This is a genomic window from Streptomyces aurantiacus (assembly GCF_001418335.1).
GTDB lineage: Bacteria > Actinomycetota > Actinomycetes > Streptomycetales > Streptomycetaceae > Streptomyces > Streptomyces aurantiacus.
Map to the genome: position 1 here is coordinate 1 of NZ_LIPP01000106.1, position 4,899 is coordinate 4,899.

A 4,899-nucleotide genomic window follows, 5' to 3' on the forward strand; every position below is an offset into this window, starting at 1 on the left:
CCCCGGGAACCGGCCTCGGCCCCCTGCTCCCCCTCCGGTTCTCCCGGTCCCCTCTGTCCCCCCTGTTCTCCTTGCGGCTCGGCCAGTCTCAGTGCCACCCCGTCCAGCCCTTCCTCGCGCCGCAGTTCCATCAGGTCGGCGAGGTTCCAGACGGCCGCCCCGACGACGCTGAGGCTGCGCGGGCCGCGCCGCTGCACCACCCCGCGCACGAGCAGGAGCCAGGAGTGGAAGACGGTGTGCGCGCACGCGTCGTGGGAGTCGTCGAAGAAGGCGAGGTCGACCAGGCCCGTACCGTCGTCCAGGGTGGTGAAGACGACCCGCTTGCCGGAGCGGATCGGCGGTGTCTGGGTGGCCGCCTTGGCCCCCGCGACCAGGACCGTCTCACCGTGCCTGGCCGCCCGCAGCCGCCGTGCCGTGACGACGCCCAGCTCGTCCAGGAACTCGCGGTGATCGTCCATCAGATTGCGTGAGGCGTCCATGGAGAGCACGCCCAGTTCGGCGCTGAGCCGCTCCGCCGAGGAGAGGTCGGGCAGCCCGGCCGAAGCGGTCTCCTGCCCGCCATCCAGCGGGAGTTGGGAACCCCGGCCGCCGCGACCACCACCACGCGCGCCCCGGTGCAGCTCGGTCAAGTGCAGTTGCAGGTCACGGCGGTTGGCGCCGAACGCGTCCAACGCGCCGACCTGCGCGAGCCGTCCGGCCAGCGGACGGCTCGGCCGGGCCCGTTCCCAGAAGTCGAGCAACGAGGCGTACGGCTGCCCCTTCGCGATCCGTGCCGCCTCGGCGTCGCTGATGCCGTGCACATCGCAGAGCGCGAGCCGAACACCCCAGGTCTTCCCGGCCGCTCCCCCCGGACCCTCGGCTCCCCCCGGGCTCCCGGCTCCTTCCGAACCTCCGCCTTCCCCCGAACTCCCAGATTCAGACACCAGTTCGATACTGTGTGCGACCGACGACCTGTTCACGTCCAACGGCAGGATCGGCACCCCTCGCCGGCGCGCGTCCGCGAGCAGCAGCCGCTTCGGGTACATCCCGGGATCGTGGGTGAGCAGCCCCGCGTAGAAGGCGGCCGGGTGATGCGCCTTCAGCCACGCCGACTGGTAGGTCGGTACGGCGAACGCGACCGCGTGCGCCTTGCAGAAGCCGTACGAGCCGAAGGCCTCGATGATCTCCCAGGTACGGGCGATCGTCTCCGCGTCGTACCCCCGCGCGGCCGCGTGCTGCGCGAACCAGAAGCGGATCCGCCCCTGCGACTCGGGGTCGGAAAGGCCGCGCCGCACCCGGTCCGCCTCACCACGCCCGCAGCCGGTCATGATGTCGACGATGTCGATGATCTGCTCGTGGAAGACCACGACCCCGTACGTGCTCCTCAGCGGCTCCGCCAGATCCGGGTGCGGGTAGCGGACCGGCGCCCTGCCGTGCCGGGCCTCGATGAACGGCCGCACCATGTCGGCCGCGACCGGCCCGGGGCGGAAGAGGGAGATGTCGACGACGAGGTCGTGGAAGGTCGCGGGCTGGAGCCTGCCGACCAGGTCACGCTGGCCCGGCGACTCGATCTGGAAGCAGCCCAGCGTCTCCGTGGACTGGATGAGTCGATACGTCGCCGGGTCGCCCTCCCCGGCGGTGACGGTGTCCAGGTCGACATGGCTCCCTGTCGCCCGCTCCACCTCGGCCACCGCGTGCGCCATCGCGGACTGCATCCGTACGCCCAGCACGTCGAGCTTGAGCAGCCCGAGGTCCTCGACGTCCTCCTTGTCGAACTGCGCCATGGGGAGCCCTTCGCCACTGGTCGGCACGACCGGCGTACGGGCGAGGAGCGAGGCGTCGGAGAGGAGGACCCCGCACGGGTGCATGGCGACTCCGCGCGGCAGGGCGTCCAACGCCTCCACCAGCTCCCACAGCCGCCCGTACTTCGACCCTTCCCGCTCGGACTCCCTTGCCAGGGACCGGAGTTCGGGCAGTTCGGCCAGCGCCGCGCGGGCGTCGCGGGCGCGGATGTGCGGGAAGGACTTGGCGATCCGGTCGATGTCGGCCGGGTCCATGGAGAGCGCCGCGCCGACGTCCCGTACCGCGTGCCGCACCCGGTACGTCTCCGGCATCGCCACCGTCGCGACGCGCTCGGTGCCGAACCGGCCGATGATCGCGCGGTAGACCTCCAGGCGACGCGCGGACTCCACGTCGATGTCGATGTCGGGCAGGACCGGGCGGCGCTCGGACAGGAAGCGTTCCATCAGCAGCCCGTGTTCGACGGGGTCGGCGTGCGCGATGCCGAGGAGGTGGTTGACGAGCGAGCCCGCCCCGGAGCCGCGCGCGGCGACCCGGATGCCCATCCCCCGCACGTCGTCCACGACTTGGGCGACCGTCAGGAAGTAGGAGGCGAAGTGGTGGTGGTCGATGATGTCCAGCTCGTGGTGCATCCGCTCCCAGTAGTCGCGCGCCCGGGAGGAACGGTCGTACCCGCGCAGCACCATCCCCGCCGCCGCCCGTGAGGCCAGTACGCGCTGCGCGGTGCGGCGCCCGGCGCCGACGAGGTGCGGCTCGGGGAAGTGGACGGCGCCGATCCCGAGGTCGTCCTCCGGGTCGACCAGGCACTCGTCGGCGGCGGCCCGGGTCTGTTCGAGCAGCCGGTACGCGGTGTCGCGGCGGTAGCCGGCGGCCTCGACGACGCGTTCGGCGGCGGCGAGCATGGCGTCCGCGCCCTTGAGCCAGGTCTCGCCGCTGTCCAGTTCCTTACGGGGGTCCACGGGGACCAGCCGGCGGGCGGCGTCCAGCACGTCGGCGACCGGGCCCATGCCGGGGTCGGCGTACCGGACGGCGTTGGCGAGCACCGGGCGCACCCGCTGCTCGGCGGCGAACCCGACGGTACGGGCGGCCAGCCGCAGGGAGCCGGGCCCGGTGCCCTCGCGGCCGTGCCAGACCGCTTCGAGGCGCAGGGCGTCGCCGTACACCTCACGCCAGGGGGCGAGCAGTCTCGCGGCCCGGTCGGGCCGTCCGGCGGCGAGCGCGCGGCCGACGTCGGAGGCCGGACCGAGCAGCACGGTCAGCCCTTCGGCGTGGTTCTCCGCCCAGGGCAGCAGCGGCTGCCCCTCTCCCGCATGCGCTGCAGTAACGATTCTGCAGAGCTCGGCCCAGCCCCCGGCCCCGTTCCGGGCGAGGAAAGTCACCCGAGGTGTCGACTCATCGATGAAGGCACCACCCCGCACGGGAGCCCGGCGCCGCTCACCCCGTACGGGTCCTCCACCGGCCTCCCCGACGGGCTCCGCGACCGCGAGGTCGACCCCGAACAGCGGGCGGACGCCCTGCGCGGCGCAGGCCTTGGCGAAGCGGACCGCGCCCGCGAGGGTGTCCCGGTCGGTGAGCGCCAGTGCGTCCATGCCCCGCTCGGAGGCACGTTCGGCGAGGCGCTCCGGGTGGGAGGCCCCGTACCGCAGGGAGTACCCGGAGGCGGTGTGCAGATGCGTGAAACCGGGCATGCGCACCTCCACCATCAGGGGCTTCCACACCAGCCCTCGAACACCTGTTCCCAAGCACCTCACCCCCACCATAGACCAATTCTCGAACGTCTGTGCGACATCCATTCGGACCCGCCCCACCTGCGCAAACACCGTGCGACTCGGACCATGGGGCCATGGCACGGACAGCGGAGGCCCAGGCCGGCCCGCCCAGGTCCCTTCTCGGCGAGGTCAAGGACGCGGTCACCCCCCGGGCCACGCTGCTCGTCATCGGCGTGACCGTCCTGCAGCTGCTCTTCATCGCCTCCTATGTGGGGGCGCTGCACCATCCGAAGCCGAAGGACGTGGCGTTCGGCGTGGTCGCGCCGGGCGGCGCCGCCGACCGGACGGTGGCCCGGTTGGAGCGACTGCCCGGTAAGCCCCTGGACCCCCGGGCGCTCAGCGACGAGGCGACGGCACGCGAGCGGATCGCGAACCGTGACATCGACGGCGCCCTGCTGGTCGACCCGGACGGCACCACCGACACCCTGCTGATCGCCTCCGGCGGCGGCAAGACCCTGTCCAACGCCCTGATCTCGCTCATCACCGAGTTGGAGAAGGACGAAGGGCGCACGGTACGGACCGTCGACGTGGCCCCGGCCGACGCCCAGGACGCCAACGGACTCACCCCCTTCTACCTGGTCGTCGGCTGGTGCGTGGGCGGCTATCTGTGCGCGTCGGCGCTGGCGATCAGCGCGGGTGCCCGGCCGGCCGGTCTACGGCGCGCGGTGATCCGGCTCGCCACCATGGCCCTGGTCTCGATCGTCGGCGGGCTCGGCGGGGCGGTGATCGTGGGACCGGTCCTGGGAGCCCTGCCGGGGAGCGTGGCCGCCCTCTGGGGACTCGGCGCGCTCATCACCTTCGCGGTGGGCGCCGCCACACTCGCGCTCCAGTGCGTGTTCGGCATCGTCGGCATCGGAGTGGCGGTGCTGCTGGTGGTGATCCTGGGCAATCCGAGCGCGGGCGGCGCCCTCCCACCGCCGATGCTGCCACCGTTCTGGAAGGCGATCGGCCCCGCCCTGCCCCCGGGCGCCGGCACCTGGTCGGCCCGCTCGATCGCCTACTTCAAGACCAACAACGTAACCACCCCCCTCCTGACCCTCGCAGCCTGGGCACTCCTGGGATCAGCAATCACCTTGGCGGCAGGCGCCCGCCGCACAAGGCCCCGCCTTCAGGGGCGCGGGAAACGGCGCAATCCTTTGTCTTGAGGGCCGCGAGGAACGGCGCAGCCTTTCACCCTCAGGGGCGCGAGGAACAGCGCAGCCTTTGTCTTCAGGGACGCGGGGAACGGCGCAATCTCTTGTCTTCGGGGACGCGAGGAACGGCGCAGTCTTTTGTCTTTCAGGGGCGCGGGGAACTGCGCAATCTTTTAGGGGCGCGGGGAACTGCGCGACAAGCCCCCACCCACCCGCAC

General features: G+C 72.2%; 2 protein-coding genes. One reads left to right on the forward strand and one right to left on the reverse strand.

What is annotated here, in order from left to right:
- A partial coding sequence (locus AOK01_RS15560) for a DNA polymerase III subunit alpha (protein WP_055511935.1) occupies positions 1–3,467 on the reverse strand: 3,467 nt, incomplete at its 3' end.
- A 155-nt stretch (positions 3,468–3,622) separates the two neighbouring features.
- On the opposite strand from AOK01_RS15560, the gene AOK01_RS15565 reads away from it, so the two are divergent.
- A complete protein-coding gene (locus AOK01_RS15565; protein ID WP_055511933.1) occupies positions 3,623–4,693 on the forward strand; it encodes an ABC transporter permease in 1,071 nt (356 codons plus the stop codon).
- Positions 4,694–4,899: the final 206 nt, after the last annotated feature.